17 protein-coding genes are annotated in these 19,369 nt (G+C 71.9%); 12 read left to right on the forward strand and 5 right to left on the reverse strand.

Features of this window, described 5'->3' with window-relative positions; all coding sequences use genetic code 11:
• Positions 1 to 68: 68 nt before the first annotated feature.
• The 4 genes from AC0NH5_RS06230 to AC0NH5_RS06245 all read left to right on the forward strand — a co-directional run bounded on the left by AC0NH5_RS06230 (position 69) and on the right by AC0NH5_RS06245 (position 4,397).
• Positions 69 to 2,147, forward strand: a complete 2,079-nt coding sequence (locus AC0NH5_RS06230) for a M14 family zinc carboxypeptidase (protein WP_474400850.1) — start codon at positions 69 to 71, stop codon at positions 2,145 to 2,147.
• Positions 2,148 to 2,272: 125 nt separating this feature from the next.
• On the forward strand, positions 2,273 to 2,716 hold the full coding sequence (locus AC0NH5_RS06235) for a DUF6010 family protein (protein ID WP_474400851.1): 444 nt from the start codon (positions 2,273 to 2,275) through the stop codon (positions 2,714 to 2,716).
• 464 nt (positions 2,717 to 3,180) lie between these two features.
• Positions 3,181 to 3,786: a response regulator transcription factor gene (locus tag AC0NH5_RS06240; protein WP_474400852.1), complete on the forward strand. Its 606-nt coding sequence runs from the start codon at positions 3,181 to 3,183 to the stop codon at positions 3,784 to 3,786.
• 29 nt (positions 3,787 to 3,815) lie between these two features.
• Positions 3,816 to 4,397 carry a VanZ family protein gene (locus AC0NH5_RS06245; protein ID WP_474400854.1) on the forward strand — a complete coding sequence of 194 codons (582 nt, stop codon included), beginning with the start codon at positions 3,816 to 3,818 and terminating at the stop codon, positions 4,395 to 4,397.
• Here the strand turns inward: AC0NH5_RS06245 and AC0NH5_RS06250 are convergent.
• Entirely contained in the window at positions 4,312 to 5,511 is a 1,200-nt protein-coding gene (locus tag AC0NH5_RS06250; protein ID WP_474400856.1) for a glycosyltransferase, read from the reverse strand. The genes AC0NH5_RS06245 and AC0NH5_RS06250 overlap by 86 nt on opposite strands.
• A 420-nt stretch (positions 5,512 to 5,931) precedes the next feature.
• On the opposite strand from AC0NH5_RS06250, the gene AC0NH5_RS06255 reads away from it, so the two are divergent.
• The 6 genes from AC0NH5_RS06255 (at position 5,932) to AC0NH5_RS06280 (ending at position 13,423) form a co-directional block, all read left to right on the forward strand.
• The gene (locus AC0NH5_RS06255) at positions 5,932 to 7,935 is read left to right on the forward strand and encodes a polysaccharide biosynthesis protein (RefSeq protein ID WP_474400857.1); all 2,004 of its coding nucleotides are present in this window, start codon (positions 5,932 to 5,934) and stop codon (positions 7,933 to 7,935) included.
• Positions 7,936 to 7,988: 53 nt separating this feature from the next.
• Positions 7,989 to 9,245 carry a nucleotide sugar dehydrogenase gene (locus AC0NH5_RS06260; RefSeq protein ID WP_474400859.1) on the forward strand — a complete coding sequence of 419 codons (1,257 nt, stop codon included), beginning with the start codon at positions 7,989 to 7,991 and terminating at the stop codon, positions 9,243 to 9,245.
• Between the two features lie 22 nt (positions 9,246 to 9,267).
• The gene (locus AC0NH5_RS06265; protein WP_474400860.1) at positions 9,268 to 9,951 is read left to right on the forward strand and encodes a sugar transferase; all 684 of its coding nucleotides are present in this window, start codon (positions 9,268 to 9,270) and stop codon (positions 9,949 to 9,951) included.
• The gene (locus AC0NH5_RS06270) at positions 9,941 to 11,047 is read left to right on the forward strand and encodes a hypothetical protein (RefSeq protein ID WP_474400862.1); all 1,107 of its coding nucleotides are present in this window, start codon (positions 9,941 to 9,943) and stop codon (positions 11,045 to 11,047) included. Before AC0NH5_RS06265 ends, AC0NH5_RS06270 begins: the two co-directional genes overlap by 11 nt.
• An 18-nt stretch (positions 11,048 to 11,065) precedes the next feature.
• On the forward strand, positions 11,066 to 12,394 hold the full coding sequence (locus AC0NH5_RS06275; protein WP_474400864.1) for a hypothetical protein: 1,329 nt from the start codon (positions 11,066 to 11,068) through the stop codon (positions 12,392 to 12,394).
• Positions 12,395 to 13,000: 606 nt separating this feature from the next.
• Positions 13,001 to 13,423 (forward strand): hypothetical protein, encoded by a 423-nt coding sequence (locus AC0NH5_RS06280; protein WP_474400865.1) that lies wholly within the window; start codon positions 13,001 to 13,003, stop codon positions 13,421 to 13,423.
• Positions 13,424 to 13,765: 342 nt separating this feature from the next.
• Here AC0NH5_RS06280 and AC0NH5_RS06285 read toward each other — a convergent pair whose 3' ends face one another.
• Together AC0NH5_RS06285 and AC0NH5_RS06290 are read right to left on the reverse strand one after the other, a co-directional pair.
• Entirely contained in the window at positions 13,766 to 14,410 is a 645-nt protein-coding gene (locus AC0NH5_RS06285) for a response regulator transcription factor (protein ID WP_474400867.1), read from the reverse strand.
• Entirely contained in the window at positions 14,407 to 15,504 is a 1,098-nt protein-coding gene (locus AC0NH5_RS06290; RefSeq protein ID WP_474400868.1) for a sensor histidine kinase, read from the reverse strand. The genes AC0NH5_RS06285 and AC0NH5_RS06290 overlap by 4 nt, the downstream gene beginning before the upstream one ends.
• A gap of 142 nt (positions 15,505 to 15,646) precedes the next feature.
• Between AC0NH5_RS06290 and fdhA the strand changes: the two genes are divergently transcribed.
• The gene (fdhA, locus tag AC0NH5_RS06295) at positions 15,647 to 16,885 is read left to right on the forward strand and encodes a formaldehyde dehydrogenase, glutathione-independent (RefSeq protein WP_474400870.1); all 1,239 of its coding nucleotides are present in this window, start codon (positions 15,647 to 15,649) and stop codon (positions 16,883 to 16,885) included.
• Positions 16,886 to 16,909: 24 nt separating this feature from the next.
• Here fdhA and AC0NH5_RS06300 read toward each other — a convergent pair whose 3' ends face one another.
• Positions 16,910 to 17,935, reverse strand: coding sequence for an oxidoreductase (locus AC0NH5_RS06300; RefSeq protein ID WP_474400872.1), 1,026 nt, complete (start codon positions 17,933 to 17,935; stop codon positions 16,910 to 16,912).
• Positions 17,936 to 17,997: 62 nt separating this feature from the next.
• Between AC0NH5_RS06300 and AC0NH5_RS06305 the strand changes: the two genes are divergently transcribed.
• Positions 17,998 to 18,387 carry a MerR family transcriptional regulator gene (locus AC0NH5_RS06305; RefSeq protein ID WP_474400874.1) on the forward strand — a complete coding sequence of 130 codons (390 nt, stop codon included), beginning with the start codon at positions 17,998 to 18,000 and terminating at the stop codon, positions 18,385 to 18,387.
• On the opposite strand, the gene AC0NH5_RS06310 is transcribed toward AC0NH5_RS06305, so the two are convergent.
• Entirely contained in the window at positions 18,355 to 19,365 is a 1,011-nt protein-coding gene (locus tag AC0NH5_RS06310) for a GNAT family N-acetyltransferase (RefSeq protein WP_474400875.1), read from the reverse strand. The two genes, AC0NH5_RS06305 and AC0NH5_RS06310, sit on opposite strands and share 33 nt — an antisense overlap.
• Positions 19,366 to 19,369: the final 4 nt, after the last annotated feature.

Raw genomic sequence — 19,369 nt, forward strand, 5'->3', positions numbered from 1 at the left:
CCATTGACAGATCGAGATCAATGGATTGCGGTGGGTGGGCAACATCCTTCGATGCCGCAGGAGGTTCGATGACGTCCGGACGCCGTTGGCCGGCCACCCTGACCGCCGCAGTCCTGACCAGCGCTCTTCTCGTCGCTCCCGCGACCACCGCACAGGCGGGGGCGCCCACACCCGCGCCGGTCAGCCTGAACGCCGGTGAGCGTGGCCTGATCCGATTCCAGCTACCCGACGAGGCGGCCTTCGACCGTCTCCTGGCCCGTGGCGCCGACGTCGCCGCGCGCCCACGCATGATCCCGGGCGCCGTCCTCGCCGACGTCGTGGTCGACGATCGGGAGCTCGCCGCGCTCACCGCGGAGGGCGCACGGCCGGTCCAGGTGATCCAGCGGGAGTCCGCGCCGGCCGCCCGGTCCGCCGCCCGCAGCCTGCGCGCCGCGGCCGCCGACACCCTGCAGTTCCTCCAGGCGTACTGGTGGACCAGCAACGGGCGCACGTTCCTGCAGACGCAGGTCTTCACCACGGCCAGCGACGACCCGGACGTGGAGATCACCGTGACCTGGACCGCCGCGGACGGGACCACCGGGTCGTACCCGCTGGTGCGGTTCGAGGACGCCGACGAATATCAGTACCACTACGCGCTGCCGCAGCCGCTGCCCGGCCGCCCGGTCAGCGTGAAGGCGACGTCCAGTCTGGGCGGGACGTCGCGTGCGATCACCCCGCAGAGCTGGCCCGGCAGCACGCCGCCGGCGCCGCCCAGCGGCTATCAGAAGGACTTCATCGACGCCTACATGACGCCGACCGACATCGCCGCGCGGATCAAGCGGCTGGCCCGGCAGTACCCGAAGCTCGTCGATGTGATCAATCTGCCGAACAAGACACAGGGCTATCGGCGTACGGCGGTGGCGTACCTGGGTGATCCGGCCACCGCGGCGATCGTCGTGGAGTCGGTCAAGTTCGGTGACCAGGGGTGGAACGGCGTCCAGGTGAAGACGGTCGATCCCGGCGCCCCGAATCGGCCGCTGTCCGCGTCGTACCGCGACCGGGTCCTGACCGTGCGTCTCGCAACCGACGCCACCGGCGCCGTGATCAGCACGACCGATCAGGTGGCCGCGTTCATCGCGGCGAAGTTCCCGCAGCGGTTCAACGCCTTCGTCGAGGACGGCTCGGCCGGCCTCACGATGCCGGTCGCCGGACCGGCCCGGCTCGACGACGGCCTGGCCGGCGCCGAGGTGCCGAAGCGGCCGTGGACGGTGCAGGCGCTGCGGATCGGCAAGTACCGCGACGGCTCGCGGCCGGGTGTGCTCGCCTATTCGCAGGAGCACGCGCGGGAGTGGGCGACGCCGCTGGTGACGCTGGAGTTCGCGGAGCGGCTGCTGGCCAACTACGCGACTGACGCGGGCACGCGTGACCTGGTCGACTCGGTGGACGTGTTCGTGATCCCGATGGTCAACCCGGACGGGGCGAACTTCTCGTTCAACGACTTCAACTTCCAGCGCAAGAACCTGGTCAACCACTGCACCGGCGCGACGCGTGACCCGCGCAACCGCAACTCGTGGGGTGTCGACGTGAACCGCAACTACGCGGTCGGGTCGTTCTTCGACGGTTACGTGGGCGCCAACGCCAACTGCCTGTCGGGCACGTACGCGGGGACCGCCGAGCTGTCCGAGGCGGAGAGCCGCAACGTGGTCCACCTCGCCGAGACGCACACGAACATCAAGTTCTCGATGAACGTGCACAGTTATGGCGGGTACTTCATGTGGGCGCCGGGGGCGTACAAGGTGCCGGGGCGGGTGACGCTGCCGCGGCCGTCGATCGACGAGCAGAAGTACTACCTGGACAGCGCGAAGCGGATCGTCGGCGCGATCTCGGCCGAGCGGGGCACGGTCACCTGGCCGGCCTACACCGGCCCGGTCGCCGACGTGCTCTACTCCGCGGCCGGCAACTCGGCCGACCACCTCTATTACGACCTGGGCATCACCGCCTGGAACTTCGAGGTCGGCAACGACCGCTGGAACGAGGCCACCCAGCAGTGGGAGGGTGTCGGCTTCCAGCCGCCGTACGAGGAGGCGCACGCGGAGTCCCAGGAGTACGCGTCCGGGCTCGTCGAGCTGGTCCGCATCGCCAAGGAGGCCGGTAACGACCCGCGCTGACACCGCTGTGTGATTTTCGGGCGCGTATCGAGCCCGAAAGTCACACACGGAGGGTGGCTGGAACCCGTTGATGTGCGGCGTTCCAGCCACTGTCCCGGGGGCCCGGCCGGACCTACGTTCGGATCATGAACGTCGTCCTGCCGATCCTCATCGGCGTCCTCTACGTCTGCCTGAGCTCTCTGATCCCGGACCCGCACCGCCGCCCGGTCAACGCGATCGTGGTGGCCGGTGCGGGCGCCGCCTATCTGAGCGGTGGCGGGCTCGGGTTCGCGGAGCTGGCCTTCACCACGCTGCTGACCGTGGTCGCCTACCGCGGGCTGACCTCGTGGACCTTCATCGGGCTCGGATGGCTGCTGCACACGGTCTGGGACGTCGTGCACCACCTGCGCGGGGAGCCGATCATCCCGTTCGCGCACGACTCCTCGTTCGGCTGCGCGATCTGTGACCCGGTCATCGCGCTCTGGTGCCTGGCCGGCGGGCCGTCGATGTCCACGATGCGCGGCGCGGTGCGGCGGCGGCAGCCGGCCGTTGCCGCCCCACTGGGCGACCGGGAGCCGGACGGGTCTTGACACGATCATGCCGGTCCATGGTGTCCGACACTTTCGGGTGACCTCATGAATGAAGCAAATAACGGTCCGGTTGCGATGCGCCCGCCAATATCTCTTTCGAGTGATCGAATACCGAGCGAGAATCACTTTGCTGTCCGGTTGGTCCCGAAAAAGGGGGATGCCTGTTGTGGCGACGATCAATTTCCGGCGCATTTCGTCCCACCGATTCGAAGATCGGTCAGAGCTCCGTCAGTTGATCGGCTGTCGCTATGTGCGCAGAGGGCCGGCGCCCGTTACGTTGAGTCCGGGACCGATCGTGGTCCTTAGGTGGCACAGACGGGTTGTGAGCTGGGGGAACCGCGGTTTTCCCGGATCAATGAAAGATCTTCCGCCCTGCCGTTCGCGGAATGGACACGGGGCGATAAAAAGGTAAGCGCGTCCAGCGTTCCGGCTGCCGGCCGGCGTCCATCGGCGAGGGTGGTGTGATGATCCGGGTCGTGGTGGTCAGAGACGAGGGATACTTCGGAGTCCCGGTGCGCGCGTTCCTCGAGGCCGAGCCGGACATGCATTACGTCGACACCCTGCCGATCGCCGCCGACCTCGCGCAGCGGGCCGCGCAGCTCTGGCCCGGCGTCGTCGTCATCGACACGGAATACATGGTTAGTCAGGTCCTGCCGATCGCCGACGCTCTGCACACCGCCGTCCCGTCCTGCTCCATGCTGCTGCTCTGCGACCCCTCCAAGCGCGGCATGCTCCCGCCCCGCCGATGGAACGGTGGCCTGAACTTCCTGCTCAAGGACGCCTCACCGGCCATGCTGGCGGATGCGGTGCGCCGCCTCGCCCGTGGTGAGCGGGTGGTCTCGCCGATGCTGCAGGCCGCCTCGCTCAACACCGACCGCGGCCTGAGCACCCGCGAGCTGGAGGTGCTCGGCCTGGCCGCCGAGGGTGAGTCGGTCAAGGAGATCGCGGGCCGGCTCTACCTCTCCGGCGGGACGGTGCGCAACTATCTCTCCGCGATCATCTCCAAGACCGGCGCCCGCAACCGGCTCGACGCGATCCGGATCGCCCGGAAGCAGGGTTGGCTGCGCTGACGCGTTCTCCCGACGTAGCGTTGATGCCGATGCCGACCCATCAGATCACCGTCCCCGCGCTGCCGATCCTGCTGCCCCTGGGTGTGACGCTGATGGTCGTCTCCGGCCTGGTGCTGCACCGCCGGCGCATGCTGACCGGCCGCCGGCTCGGCGTGGCCTGGTTCGCCGGCTGGTGGGCGGTCGCGGTACTCGGCGCGACCATGCTGCCGATGCCGCTGGCCTGGGGTCCCGGCGCCGGCGAGCCGCAGCCCTACCGGATCATCCTGGAGCCGGTGCTCAGTGCCCGCCCGCACGACGTGCTGCTGAACATCGTGATGACGCTGCCGATGGCGGCCCTGATGTACCTGCTGTTCGGGGTCCGCGACCGGCGCCGGGTGGTGCTCACCGGTTTCCTGCTCAGCCTGGCGATCGAGGCCGTCCAGGCGGTTCTCGTGCTGACCCTGCACGGCAACCGCTGGGCGGACGTGAACGATTTGATGTCGAACACGGCCGGCGCCGCGCTCGGGTTCTGGGTGTTCGAGCGGCTCATGCGTTCCGGACGTTTCCGCCGGGCAGCGGAAAGCTGTTCTTTCGCCCGAACCGGCCGCGCAGTGCCGGCAACGGTGCGATGACCCGGCGCCGGGGACCGGCCGCGATCCGTTCGTAGAGGCGCCCCACCGAGGCGGCGACGTGGTCGGCGTCGTACCTGATCCCGGCCGACCGCGCGGGCAGCCGGGCGCCGCGGCGCTCCTGGAGGCAGAGCAACTCGGCGCGCAGCGCCCGGGGCAGCGACTCGCGGTCCCGGGAGAGCCGCTGGGTGCCCCGGACCGGGGCGCGGGCCGCGGCCCGTTCCTCCAGCGGGGCGCACGACGCGTACAGCGCGGGCAACCCGGTCGCGATCGCCTCGAGCGTGGTCAGCCCGAACGTCTCCTGGCCGGTCGAGGCGAAGACGTCCATCGCGCAGAGCATCTCGCGCGCGTGGCCGACCTCGCCCGCGAAGAACACCCGATCGGCGACCCCCTCGATGTCGGCGAGGCGTTCCAGCGCGGCTCGCGCCGATCCGTCGCCGACCAGCAGCAGGGTCGCGCCGGGAACCTCGCCGATCGCGCGGATCAGCAGGTCGAAGCGGCGGTCCGGCTCCAGCCGGCCGACCCCGCCGACCACCGGCACGCCCGGCGCGATGCCCAGCCGGATCCGGGCCCGGGCCCGGGTGGCCGGGTCGAACCGGAACTCCGCGGTGTCGATCGCCTTGGGGATCGTGACGAGCCGTGCCTGCGGCACGCCCCAGGCAAGCAGCCGCCCGGCGATGGCCGGGGACGCGGCGATGGTGACCTGGCCGAGCCGCTCGCCGGCCAGATAGAGGGCGCGCACGCCGGGGGAGACGCGGCGCCCCTCGACGACGCCGGCGCCCAGGTGGTGCTCGGTGGCCACCACGTGCGGCACGCCGGCCAGCCGGGCCGCGATCCGTCCCTGCACGCAGGCCCGGTAGAGGTGGGTGTGCACCACGTCGTAACGCCCCGAGCGCATCAACCGGCGCAGCCGCCGGACGGCGCCCGGATCGTGGTCGCACCGGGTCGCCAGCCGGTGCACCGGGGCGCCGGCGTCGGCCACCACGGCCGGCGGCTCCGTGCCGTCCGGCGTCAGCGTCACGATCTCGCTGTCATGGGGCAGGCGGCTCACCAGCAATCGCAGCTGATGCCCGGCCCCACCCGGTGCCGGCGAGCTGATGACGTGCAGCACCCTCATTTTCGTATCCCCCGGTCGCATTCTCGACAGAACGCTTGCGACGCCCGCCTCCCGACGCTGCCGGAATAGTCGTCGTAATGGAAGTCGCAGATGTCATGCCTAAGGTGAGATGTTCTCACTGTGGATATGACATCCTCCGCCGAATGGCTGGTCCGGCAGCCTGAAAGTATCCCCTGAAATCGCCGATCAAGGGCGCTGACCCGGCTAATCAGTGAACATGAATGTTGTTCATGTAGCCCATGACAATTGCTACTGTAATCGGCCCGTGCCGACTGGAACCCTGATTTCCACAAAGGTCGCCGGCGAGCAATTCCGGGCACCGGAAATGTATTTACGCCGACTCGCTCTCTGCGCGACTGATCCAGCTTGTCGAGCACAGGATCCGCGGCCGGCCGCGCCGGCACGCACGAGGGGGAATCCATGCAGGTACGGCGAACAGCGCCCGGAGAAACCGCGGCCGGCGCCGGCCCGGGCGACCGGCTCGGCCCGGCACCGGCCCCGGCGCCCTGGCACCGCACGGTGCTGCCCGGCCGCGCCGCCCGGGCCGGGGCCGACGCGCTCGCCCTGTCCCTCGCCCTGCTGATCGCCACGCTGCTGCGACACGACGGCGCCGTCGGCCAGGTCGACGTCGCCGGACTGGTCGCGCTCGCCGCTGTCGCCGCGGTGGTGCAGACCGTCGCCGGCATCCGGTTCGGCCTCTACACCGGGCGCTGGTCGTACGGATGCTTCGAAGAGATCGCGGCGCTGGCCAAGACGGTCGCCGTCACCACGCCGGTGGTGTTCGGCCTGGACACGCTCCTCGGCCGGCTCGCCCCCCGCTCGGCGATCATCGGAGCCGGCCTGATCATGCTGGTGCTGGCATCCGGCGTGCGGTACACGGTGCGCCTGGCCCGCGACAACCGGCTGCGCCCGTCGCCCGAGCACGGCATCCGGGTGGTCGTGATGGGCGCCGGGGAGGGCGCCACACAGGTCATCCGGGCCATGCTGCGCAGCCCGTCCAGCCGCTACTACCCGGTCGCGCTGCTCGACGACGACCCGGCCAAGCGCACCCTGCACGTGATGGGCGTCCCGGTGGCCGGCAACCGGTACGCGATGGCCGAGGTGGTCCGCAGGTTCCACGCCGAGGCCGTGGTGATCGCCATCCCGAGCGCCAGCGCCGAGATGATCCGGGCGCTCACCGACCTGGCCCAGCCGCTCAACGTGGACCTCAAGGTCGTACCCCCGGTGGTCGAGCTCTTCGGCCGGACCGTCCGGGTCGAGGACATCCGCCCGGTCAGCCACGAGGACCTGCTCGGCCGCCGCGAGATCGGCATCGACCTGGCCGCCGTTGCCGGCTATCTGGCCGGGCGCCGGGTGCTGGTCACCGGCGCCGGCGGCTCGATCGGCTCGGAGCTGTGCCGGCAGGTGGCCCGCTTCAACCCGGCCACGCTGGTCATGCTGGACCGCGACGAGTCCGGCCTGCACGCCGTGCAGCTGTCGCTGGACGGCCGGGGCATGCTCGACGACCGCAACCTGGTGGTCGCCGACATCCGCGACGAGCAGCGCCTCGACGAGGTCTTCGCCGAGCACAAGCCGCAGGTCGTCTTCCACGCCGCGGCCCTCAAACACCTGCCGCTGCTGGAGATGCACCCGTCCGAGGCGCTCAAGACCAACATCATCGGGACTTACCAGATCCTGCAGACCGCGCTGCGGCACAACGTGGACCGGCTGGTGAACATCTCCACCGACAAGGCCGCCGCCCCCTGCAGCGTCCTCGGGTACTCCAAACGGATCACCGAACGGCTCACCGCCGCGGCCGACACCGCGGCGACCGGCACCTACTGCAGCGTCCGGTTCGGCAACGTGCTCGGCAGCCGCGGCTCGGTGCTCACCGCGTTCGCCGCCCAGGTCGAGGCCGGCGGCCCGATCACGGTCACCGACCCGGACGTCACCCGATATTTCATGACCGTCCAGGAGGCGGTCCGGCTCACCGTGCAGGCCGGCGCGCTGGAGAGCCGGGGTGAGGTGCTGGTCCTCGACATGGGCGAGCCGGTGCGCATCGCCGACGTGGCCCGCCGCATCGCCGACGCCGCCGAGCAGCACATCCAGATCGTCTACACCGGACTGCGCCCGGCCGAGAAGCTGGCCGAGGTGCTGCTCGGCCCCGGCGAGCCCGACCACCGCCCGAACCACCCGCTGATCTCCCAGGCGCCGGTGCCGCCGCTGGACGGCGCGGTGCTCTCGCTGCTCGACCCGGCCGCGTCCCGCGAGGACCTGATCGCGGTCCTGCGCTGGCTCGCCGAGAGCCCGGCCCTGCCGATCGGCCGGGAGAAGCCGGTGCCGGGCGGCCCGCTGCCGAACGACAACAGCGGGCGGCACGGCGTCGCCGTCGTCAGCAAGCGGCACATCGAACCCGCCACCGCCCGGCCGGGACACCGCCCATGAAGGCCCGCCGGGAACGGGCGCCACGAGTCCGAGCAGAGAAGGAGACCAAGCCCATGCGGGTCGTCATCGCCGGTCAGGGATATGTGGGGCTGCCGCTCGCGGTCCGCGCCGCCCAGGTCGGCCACACCGTCGTCGGGTTCGACGTGGACGACGACCGGATCAAGCGGCTCGCCGCCGGCGAGTCCTACGTGGACGACATCTCCTCGGCGGAACTCCAGGAGATCCTCGCCGCCGGCAACTTCCAGCCCTCGTCCGACCCGCGCGCCTGCGCCGGCTTCGACGTCGCGGTGATCGCGGTGCCGACCCCGCTGCGCGAGGGCACGCCGGACCTCACCTATATCGAGGAGTCCGCCCGCACCCTGGCCCGGTACCTGCGGCCCGGTGCCACCGTCGCGCTGGAGTCGACCACCTATCCGGGCACCACGAGCGAGCTGGTCGCGCCGCTGCTGGAGGAGGGCTCCGGGCTGATCGCCGGCGTCGACTTCCACCTCGGGTACAGCCCCGAGCGGATCGACCCGGGCAACCGGGAGTGGAACCTCACCACCACCCCCAAGGTCGTCTCCGGCGTCAACGCCGCGTCGCTGGCCCGGGTGCAGGAGTTCTACGCCTCCGTCGTGGACCGGGTGGTGCCGGTCTCCGACCCCAAGGTGGCCGAGCTGGCCAAGCTGCTCGAGAACACCTTCCGGCACGTCAACATCGCCCTGGTCAACGAACTCGCGGTGTACGCCCATGACCTTGGCATCGACGTCTGGGAGGCGATCGACGCGGCCAGCTCGAAGCCGTTCGGATACATGCGGTTCGTGCCCGGGCCCGGCGTCGGCGGCCACTGCCTGCCGATCGACCCGTCTTACCTGTCCTGGCGGGTTCAGCGCACCCTCGGCCAGAGCTTCCGCTTCGTCGAGCTCGCCAACGACATCAACAACCACATGCCGGACTACGTCGCGCGGCGCCTGGTCGCCGCGCTCAACGAACGGCGCAAGGCGGTCAACGGCTCCACGATCCTGCTGCTCGGCCTCGCCTACAAGAAGAACACCGGCGACGCCCGCGAGTCGCCGGCCCGGCGGGTCGCCGCGCTCCTGCTGGACATGGGCGCGGACGTACGCGCAGCCGACCCGCACGTGGTCGAGGACGCCCACGTGGACAGCCGCGTGACCCGGGTGCCGCTCACCGCCGGACAGGTCGCCGCCGCCGACGCCGTGGTGCTGCTCGCCGACCACGACGACTTCGACCTCGACCTCGTCCTGGAGCACGCCGCGTACGTGCTGGACACCCGCCGCCGCCTGACCGGACCGAACGTCGAGTCGCTCTGACCCTGTCCCCCCGGAGGTAATCGTGGGCCCTCAACGCCTGCTCTGGAACGGCCTCAACCGCCTGGTCGCCCTCGTCATGCTGGTCCTGCTCGCACCGGTGATCCTCGCGGTCGCGGCCTGGATCCGGATCGCCGACGGCAAGGGCATCCTCTTCGTCCAGGACCGCGCCGGCCAGGACGGTGTGCCGTTCCGGATGCTCAAGTTCCGCTCGATGGTGCACAACTCGGTCGCGCTCAGCGCGCAGCTCGGCATCGACGACCCGTTCGGACTGGTCGAGAACGACCCGCGGATCACCCGGTGCGGGCGCTTCCTGCGGCGCACCAGCCTCGACGAGCTGCCCCAGCTGATCAACGTGGTGCGGGGCGAGATGAACCTGGTGGGCCCGCGCCCGGACGTGCTGCCGCAGGTCGCCGGCTACTCCGCCGAGGACGCCCGGCGGCTCGAGGCCAAGCCCGGAATCACCGGCTGGGCGCAGGTCAACGGGCGTGACGACATCGACTGGCCGCAGCGTTTCAAGCTCGACCGGTGGTACGTCGACAACTGGTCGCCGGCGCTGGACCTGAAGATCCTCTGGCGTACCGCGCTCACCGTGCAGCGCGGTGAGCCGCCGGTGCACGTGGACACCCTCAACATCGCCCGTCAGCAGGCGGCGGCCACGCCGGCGGTCGGCACACCGGCGTCGCCGGACGTCAGCCGTGTCGCCTGAGATCGGCTCGGAGTTCCACTGGGATCCGGCCGCCCTGCTCGGCGCGGAGCGGGGTGGCCTGCCAGGCTGGCTGCCGGAACGGCGATCACTGTTCGCCACCGGCTGCGGCGCCCTGCGCGAGCTGCTGCGACTGCTCGCCCCGGCCGGCCGGCTGCACGTCCCGTCGTACTTCTGCATGGGCGTCGCCGAGGCGCTCAGCGAGCAGCTGCCGATCACCTGGTACAGGCATCTCCCGGACGGGCGGGGGCCGCGCTGGGAGACCCTGCGGCCGGCCGAGGGCGACGTGGTCCTCGCCCAGAACCTGTTCGGCCGCGACGACGGCTCCCGGTGGGACGCCTGGATGCGGGCGCATCCCCGGATCATGGTGATCGAGGACCACTCGCACGATCCGTTCAGCGGGTGGGCGGCGGGGAGCACGGCGGCGTACGCGGTGGCCTCGCTGCGCAAGACCCTGCCGCTGCCGGACGGCGGGCTGCTCTGGTCGCCGCGCGGGCTGGACCTGCCCCGGCCGCACGGGCCGGAGAGCCCGGGCGCGCAGGTCAAGCTCATCGCGATGCTGCTCAAGGCGGCGTGGTTGCAGGGCCGGCCGATCGGCAAGGAAAGCTTCCGCGAACTGCAGCGGCGCGGCGAGCACGAGCTGCTCGGCAGCGCCGGTCCGGCCTGTGCGGCAACGGTCGCGGCGCTGCCACTCATCGACGTGACAGGTTTGCGTACGACCGACGAGCGCAACGCCGGCCAGTTGGCGGAACTGTTGCTGGCGCGTACGCCCGCTTCGGTGGTCAGGTCCGGCGGACCGTTCCGGGTGCAGCTGGAATGCGCCTCCGAACAGGAGCGTGACGCGCTCCTCGCCCATCTCGCCCGGCACCGGATCTTCGCGCCGGTGCACTGGCGGCAGGATCGCAGCCGACTGTGGAGCGGCGACGCGGAGGCGGCCGACCTGGCCGCGCGGATGCTGACGCTGCCGGTGGACCACCGGTGCGGGCCGGCCGAGGTGCGCCGGATCGCCGAAGTGGTCGGTGCGTTCCCGCTGCGGGGTCGCGTCGGCCCGGTCCACGTCATACCATCAGGGCGTGATGGAGAGATCGACGCTGAGTGATCTTTGGTGGGTGGGCCGGTGGAGACGGCGGGCTGGATAGCACTGGGACTCGCCGTCTACGGCGCGCTCAGCTACGCGGTGGGCTCGATCCTGCAAGCGGTCGGCGCCGCGCGCAGCCACAACACGGTCAGCACCCTCGGCCACCCGCTCTACATGATCGGCATCGCGCTGGACATCTCCGCGTGGGTCGCCGCGATGTTCGCGTTGCAGCAGCTCGCGGTCTACGTCGTGGAGTCCGTGCTGGCCGGCTCGCTCGCCGTCACCGCCGTGCTGGCCTGGGCGTTCCTCAAATCCAAACTGCGCCGCCGTGACGTCGTCGCCATCATCGGCACCAGCACCGCGCTGACCGTCCTGGCCATGTCCGCCGGCCAGCAGCACGAGGTCCTGCCGTCCACCACCATGCGGCTCGGCTTCTGCGCCGCCGCCGTCGCCCTCGTCATCCTCGGCTGGGCCACCACCCGGATCGGCGTCCCCGCACTGATCGCGGCCGTCGGCGGCTTCTCCCTCGGCGGCGCCGCGCTCACCGGCCGCGCCCTGCACATCCCGCCCGAGGCCATGGCGCACTGGACCACCGCGATCGTCGCCATCATCACCGAGCCGCTGGTCTGGGCGCTGCTGATCTTCCCGGTCAACGGCATGATCCTGTACGCGAACGCGCTCCAGAACGGCGCCGTGGGGCCGGTCACGGCCGTCCACTGGACCGGCGAGGTCGTCGCCCCCTCGGTCATCGCCCTCACCCTGCTCGGCGACACCGTCCGCCCCGGCTGGGGCCCGGCCGCCCTCATCGCCGGCATCGTCACCATCGGCGCGGCGGTGGTCCTCGCCTCGGCCCCGGCCGCCACCGCCCCGGCCGGCGCCGACCCCGCCATCGCTCCCGCCGCCGCTTCGGCCACCACTGCCGGCACCGCCCTCGCCACCGCGCCGGGCGGCCGCCCGCCCGCCGGCGCCGGGTCGCCCAGCCGTCTACCGGCCACCCCGCCACAGGCCGGGCTCGCCCTGGTCCCCGCCCAGGCGTGGCGCCTGGCCATCCCACCCGAGGCACACTGGCCGGCGTTGCAGCCGCCGCTGGTCCGCGGGTATGGCACATTCCTCTGGTGGGGTTCGGCCACCTCGCCGCAGCCGTTGTGGATCCCGCCCGACCGGTCCCTGGGCGGGCGCGGCGCCATCCCGGCCTGGGCCGGCCCCCAACTGCCGGACACCCGGCCGGAAGCCGATCAGGACGGCCCCCGCCACGACAGCCACCAGCGCGACGCCCGCCCGGCGCTGCGCCACGCCCCCCGCCACGCCGCGCCGCGCCGCGGGTCCACTCACGCCCTGCCTTCGGGGGGCCGCTCCACCGCGGCCTGACCCGCGCCCGCCGACCCGCTGCCCGCCCGGTGCGCCGCGGCCTGACCCGCCCCCGCCGGCCCTCTCCCACAGCGCCGGCCCGCCGCGTCCGCCCCGCCCGGCCCGCCGCGTCCGCCCCGCCCGGCCCGCCGCGTCCGCCCCGCCCGGCCCGCCGCGTCCGGCCCGCCGCGTCCGCCCCGCCCGGCCCGCCGCGTCCGGCCCGCCGCGTCCGGCCGGCCCGGCTCTCGTCCGGCCCGGCTCTCGTCCGGCCCGGCTCTCGTCCGGCCCGGCTCCCGCCCGTCCGGCCCGCCCTGGCTCGGCCGGCCAGACCGCGGCTGCCCGGCTTGGCCGGCCCCACGCGGGACCATGCCCGGCGTTCGGCCGGCGGTGGCGCATGACCCTTGGCTCGGGAAGGTGTGTGGGTGCCAGCCGGCGGCGGTCGGCCGGCGGTGGTGCATGATCCTTGGCTCGGGAAGGTGCGTGGATGCCGGCTGGGCAGTCGGTGGGTGACTGTTTGCGGTGTTGGGGCGGGGCTTCGGATGGTGGCGGTGGGGAGGATGCCAAGTTTGGGAGCGGGTGGGCGAAGGGGGAGAGGGACGGCGGGTGGCGCAGTAGCATCGGGACACCATGGAATTGCGATGGTGGTCGATCGAGGTTCTGGACGGCGCGCGGCAGTCGGCGGCGGGCTGGCGGGACTCGTTCGGCAATTCGCTGATTGAGGCGGCCATCGCGCACGGGGCCTATGAGTGGGAGTGGCACCGGTTCACGTGGGGGGTGCTGTTCGAGATCGGGTTCCGGCATGAGGAACGGTTCTCGACCTATCGTGAGCTGCCTATCGTCAAGGCTGCCCTGGATGCTGTGCCTGACCCGGTCAACGGGCTGCTGATCTATCCGGGGCGGGGTGGGAGCTCGGGGCGGGTGGAGCCGCGGCGGCCTCGTCCCATCGCTGGAGCGGGTGCCGCGCCGTTGCCGGTCGAGACGTCTGTGGTTCGGCTTCCTCTGGCGGAGCCCCATCCGGTGCCCACGCGGGGGACCTTCACCGCGGCCTGAGCGCCAGACCTCCGGGACGGGCCGGCGGTGCACGAGGGCGAGCGGCGGTGCGCGGGCAGAGGACGGCGGCGCGCAGCCGGGTGGCGGCGCGGAGTCGGCGCGGCGCGCAGTCGGGTGGCGGCATGGCGGTTGGGTGGCGGCGCGGTGCGCGGAGTCGGCGCGGCGCGCAGTCGGGTGTCGGCGCGGCGGTCGGGTGGCGGCGCGGCGTGAGCGGCGGTGCGGCGCGGGCGGTGGTCGGGCGGCGGTGGAGCGCGCACCCAACACGCCGGGGCGAGCGACCAGGCGGTGGTGCAGGCGCGATGTCGAGTCGCGGCGCGGCAGTCGGGGGCGGGGCGGGGTGGGTCAGAGGGCCAAGCCGGACTGGTAGGCGAAAACCACCAACTGAGCCCGGTCCCGGGCACCCAGCTTGACCATCGCCCGGCTCACGTGGGTGCGGGCCGTCGCCGGGCTGACCACCAGGCGGGCCGCGATCTCCTGGTTGGTGAGGCCTTCGGCGGCCAGCGTCACCACCTCGCGTTCCCGGTCCGTCAGCTGGTCGAGGCGGGGGTGCGGCGCCAGCCGGCGCGGTCCGTTGGTGACGAATTCGCGGATCAGGGTGCGGGTGACGGACGGTGAGAGCAGCGCGCCGCCGTCGGCGACTGTGCGGATCGCGTCGAGCAGGGTGACGGGTGGGGTGTCTTTCAGGAGGAAGCCGCTCGCCCCGATGCGCAGCGCCTCGAAGACGTATTCGTCGCGTTCGAAAGTGGTCAGCACGATCACCCGGGAGTCGCACCGGCCGGCGAGGCGGCGGGTGGCTTCCAGGCCGTCGATGCCGGGCATCCGGATGTCCATCAGCACGACGTCCGGTTTCAGGGTGGTGGCGAGCCGGACCGCGGTCAGCCCGTCGGCTGCCTCGCCGGCCACGGTGAACCCGGATTCGCTGGTCAGCAACGTGCGCAGGCCCAGGCGTACCAGATCCTGGTCGTCGACGAGAAGGACCGAGATCATCGGGTGGCCGCCGGCAGCCAGGCCTCCACGACGAATCTCGCCCCGGTTGCCGGGCCGGCGGCGAGCCGGCCGCCCTGCGCGGCGATCCGCTCCCGCATCCCGGCGATGCCGAGGCCGCCGGCCGGTGGTGACGCGTCCGGCGGGTGGGTACTGCTGACCCTGATCAGCAGGGCGCCGGGCTCGTTCGCCAGCACGATGTCGGCCTCCTTCGGGTGCGCGTGTTTCAGCACGTTGGTCAGGGACTCCTGGACGGTCCGGTAGACCGCGAGGTCGGCTTCCGCGGGGAGCAGCGGCGGTGGCCCGACGGTGCGCACCCGCACTTGCAGGCCCGCCTGCCGCATCCGCTCGTAGAGGGCGTCCAGGTCGGCCACGCCCGGCGTCGACGCCCGGGCGGTGGAGCGCAGCATGCTGAGCGTGCTGCGCAGCTCGTCGAGCGCCTGCGCGCTGGTCGTGCTGATCGCCTCCAGGGTGGGCCGGGCGATGTCCGGCTGCCGGGCCAGCACGTGCAGGGCGATGTCGGCCTGCATCTTGATCGCGGCGAGGCCGTGCCCGACGATGTCGTGCACCTCCTGGGCCATCCGCAGCCGTTCCTCCTGGAGGCCGCGTTCGACGGCTTCCCGGTGGTCGCGTGCGGCGGTGTCCTTCAGCTGGGCGCGCAGGGTGCCGACGATGAACGGCACGCCCACCCAGCCGGCCGCGGGCAGGATCCCGGCCAGGTCGGACCAGGACAGGCCGTCGCCGGCGTTGTGCAGGGCCAGCACCGGGATGGTGGCGCCGGCGGCCACCGCCGCGGAGCGCCACGGCAGCTGCCGGGCGACGGTGAAGACGGCGATCACGAGCGGCAGGAAGACCGGGCCGTACGGGAAGCCGAGCAGCAGATAGCCGGTGAGCAGCACGACGACTGCGGCGAGGACCCGGAGCGGGGCGACCCGTCGCCAGGTCAGCGCGAGCGCGAGCGCGGCCACCAGCACGTCGGCGAGCGCGTCGGTGTCGCGGATGCCGGGCAGCTGGTCGGCCAGCAGGTGGTTCCAGGTGAGGAGCAGCGCGCACAGCACCAGCGCGCCGATCACCTCGCGCGGTCGGGGCCTGGTCACCGGTCCACTCTGGCGGATCGGCCCGGCCGCGTCATCCGTCGGGGAGCGTAGATGCTCATGCGCCAAATGCCACTACCGACGGTTCTGTTTCGACTACAGCGCGAGAAGCATGGCGAGAGGAGCCACTCGAAGGGAGCGCGCCATGTCAGGCAACAGAGCGGTTGTCTATCAGGGGCCGGGACGCGTCGAGGTCCGCGATCTCGACTACCCGACGTACGAGATGAAGGACGGACCCGGCGTCAACAAGATGAACGTCGGGCGCCGGACGCCGCACGGAGCGATCCTCAAGACGGTCGCCAGCAACATCTGCGGCAGCGACCAGCACATGGTCCGCGGGCGCACCACCGCGCCCGAGGGGCTCGTGCTCGGTCACGAGATCACCGGTGAGGTGATCGACGTCGGGTCGGACGTGGAGTTCGTCCGGGTCGGTGACGTCTGCTCGGTGCCGTTCAACATCTCCTGCGGGCGCTGCCGCAACTGCAAGGAACGCAAGACCGGGGTCTGCCTCAACGTGAACCCGGACCGGCCCGGCTCGGCGTACGGGTACGTCGACATGGGCGGCTGGGTCGGCGGGCAGGCGGAGTACGTGATGGTGCCGTACGCGGACTGGAACCTGCTGCGTTTCCCGGACCGGGACCAGGCCTTGGAGAAGGCACTCGACCTGGCGATGCTGTCGGACATCTTCCCGACCGGCTACCACGGGTGCGTGAGCGCGGGCGTGACCACCGGCTCCACCGTCTACATCGCCGGCGCCGGGCCGGTCGGGCTGGCCGCGGCCACCTCGGCGTTCCTGCTCGGCGCGGCGGTTGTCATCGTCGGCGACCTGAACGAGGAACGGCTGGCCCAGGCCCGCGCGTTCGGCTGCGAGACGATCAACGTGGCCGAGGGTGAACCGGCCGAGCAGGTGCAGCAGATCCTCGGCCGGGCCGCCCCGGCGATCGGCCAGCCGCTCGTCGACTCGGCGGTCGACGCGGTCGGGTTCGAGGCGCGCGGTCACGGCCGGGACTCGCAGACCGAGATGCCGGCGACCGTGCTGAACTCGCTGATGGACCTGACCCGGGCGGGCGGCGCGATCGGCGTGCCCGGCCTCTACGTCACCGGTGACCCGGGCGGCGTGGACGACGCGGCGCGGGTCGGCTCGCTCTCGCTGCGCCTCGGGCTCGGCTGGGCGAAGTCGCACTCGTTCGTCACCGGTCAGTGCCCGGTGATGAAGTACAACCACGGGCTGATGATGGCGATCCTGCACGACCGGGTGCAGATCGCGAAGAACGTCAACGCCACCGCGATCCCGCTGGACGAGGCGCCGCGCGGCTATCAGGAGTTCGACCAGGGCGCGGCCCGCAAGTACGTGCTCGATCCGCACGGCATGATCCGCCGCTGACGTCCCGGCACGGCCGGCGAGGGATCAGAAGTAGATCTCCTCGTCGGCCTTGCGGTAGTCGCGCGCCTCGTCCAGGCGGTCCTGTTCGAACAGCCGCACCCAGGCGGGGTTGCCGAGCAGGATCCGGCCCAGCGCCACCAGGTCGTACTCGCCGGTGAGGCCGTTCTCGAGGAGGTCGCGGTGTGCCGGCCACAGGTCGTGACGCAGGCCCACCGAACCGACCGTGATAGTGGGCAGGCCGGTGAGGCGCTTCGCCCAGCCCGCCAGGTTCAGCGGGGAGCCGTCGAAGGCCGGCTCCCAGAAGCGCCGCTGGGAGGCGTGCAGGGCGTCCGCGCCGGCGCCGGCGAGCACGGTCAGGATCTCCGCCAGCTCGGCCGGGTCCGCGGCGATCCGTGCGTCGTAGTCACGCTCCTTGAACTGCGAGAACCGTACGATCAAAGGGGTTGTCGAGGGAAGTTCCGCACGCACCGCGCGCACCACCTCGGCCGGGAAGGCGGCCCGCGCGGCCGGCGTGCCGCCGAAGCGGTCGGTGCGCCGGTTGGTCCGCGGCCAGAGGAACTCGTCGAGCAGGTAACCGTGGGCCGCGTGAATCTCCACGGCGTCGAAGCCGGCCCGCGCCGCGACCCGGGCCGCCTCGGCGTAAGCGCTGATCAGCGTGTCGATGTCGGCGGCGGTCATGGTCGCCGGAGTCCACGAGGGATAGCCGTCGACCGGCCGGCGCTCGCTGCCCAGGTGCCACAGCTGCGCGGCGATCCGGCCGCCCGCGGCGTGCACCTCGGCGGTCACCCGCCGCCAACCCCGCTCGGCGGCGCCGGCGGTCATCCGCGGCACGGTCGTCTCGTGGCTCGCGCTCGGATGCCCGACGAGGACACCCTCGGTGACGATCAAACCGACCCCGTTCTCGGCGCGTCGCCGATAGTAGGCGGCGACCTCGGGCGCCGGGACGCCGCCGGGCGAGCGGAAGCGGGTCATCGGCGCCATCACGAACCGGTTCGGCAGGGTCAGGCCGGCGAGGGAGATCGGGCTGCTCAAGCGGGTTGCGGTCATCATGGGATGACGCTAAGACTTGACGCAGATGTCAGGTTCAAGAGCCTGTGGCGCAGGAGACACTCATGCGGATCGGTGATCTGGCGGCGGCGACCGGGGCCAGTGCGCGCTCGCTGCGGTACTACGAACAGCAGGGCCTGCTCACCAGCGAACGCGGCGTGGGCGGCCAGCGGATCTACGCGGCGGCCGCGGTCGAGCGGGTCGAACTGATCCGCCTGCTGCTCGGGGCGGGACTCACCACCGCGGTGATCCGCGACGTCCTGCCGTGCGTCGCGGACGAGACGATGCGGACGCCGTGGCTGGCCGGGCGGCTGGGCGAGGAACTCTCCCGGGTCGAGAGCCAGATCACCGACCTGCAGCGGACCAGGGACATTCTGGCCGGGTTGGTGGATCGCTACGACGTCCGGACCGGGTCCGGTCTTTCATCGGTAAGGCGGGAAACGGCCCGTCAGTGAATCGGTGGAGAGCGGCCCGCAGAGTCTTTCGACGGCGGTGCGGTCGTTGACGACGCGCCAGGTGTGGAACGGCTGGCGGCCGGCGGCGAAGGCCGCCTTGTAGCGGAAGAGCGAGTCGTCGGCGCCGCCCACGCCGCCGCCGAGGTGATAGACGTGGTTGCCGCGTTCGCGGCCCCAGAGGCGCACCTCGTGATAGAGCAGTTTGTCGGCCCACCACGTCTGTCCGTCCCGGGTGGACTGCAGGTGGGTGTGCATGAGGCCGCCGAGCTCGAAGAAGAGGTTGCCGCCGAGAACGTCGTCGCCGCAGAGCGCCACCGCCAGATGCACGTGGTCGCCGAGGGCGGCGCGCAGGCGGTGGAAATGGCCGGCCGAGAAGAAATAGAAATCGGTGGCGCCGACCCGCCGCATGGTCGCGTGATAGGTGGCGATCCAGTCGTCCAACAGGTTCCAGTCGTCGAAGACTATCCGCACGCCGGCGCGTTTCGCCTTGTTGATCTGGTTGCGATGGGTGCGGTGGGTCTGCGACCAGAGTTCCTCGGGGGTACGGGTCAGGTCGACGGAGACCGTCTGGCCGTGGTGGACGACGGTACCGACGGTCTCCAGGGCGGCGGTCGGCGCCGGTAGCAGCGGGTGGATCCGTGCGAACGTGGTGATCACGTCGTGGGTGCGCAGCAGCTCGGCCATCGACCGGGCGGCGCGCTCCCAGAAGCCGGGCCCGGCCGACGTGGTGCCGACCGGGCCGGGATATCCGTACGGCGAGACGGCGTCCCGCAATCCGGTCTCCGGGACGGGGCGCAGGACGAGCGGGAGCAGCAGCACGTCCGTCCCCTCGTCGTAACGGAACGCGACCGGTTCGCCTCCGGAGAGCCGGGCGTCCAGCGTGACGTAATCGGGCAGGTGGTAGACGTCGTGGCGGACGCGGCTCAACGCGTCCGCCCACGACGGGTCTTCGGGTTGCAGCAGGGCGCCTTCGGCCATCGGT

The organism is Actinoplanes sp. 13, assembly GCF_056134165.1.